Below are 237 nucleotides of genomic sequence, written 5' to 3'. Positions count from 1 at the left end.
AACCTTCGAGCTAATCGGCTTAACGGTTAAAAGCCTCGGCTTTTTGTTGTTTGCTATCTGACTTATAAATTTAGAAATTAACTATTTAAGAAGTGGTCGGCCGTGAAGGATTTGAACCTTCGACAAATTGGTTAAAAGCCAACTGCTCTACCAACTGAGCTAACGGCCGACATATAAACTGTGGTGTTGAGAATCATCATCAACTAATGCAATAATCACTAATAAAATATCATTAAT

General features: G+C 36.3%; 1 tRNA gene. It reads right to left on the bottom strand.

Going from position 1 to position 237, the window contains the following annotated elements:
* Positions 1-93: 93 nt before the first annotated feature.
* A tRNA-Lys gene (locus H4J57_RS19730) sits at positions 94-169 on the bottom strand.
* Between the last annotated feature and the right edge of the window lie 68 nt (positions 170-237).

It is taken from the genome of Colwellia sp. BRX8-7 (assembly GCF_014077275.1).
Taxonomy (GTDB): domain Bacteria; phylum Pseudomonadota; class Gammaproteobacteria; order Enterobacterales; family Alteromonadaceae; genus Colwellia_A.
This window is presented reverse-complemented; position numbering and strand designations above follow the sequence as displayed.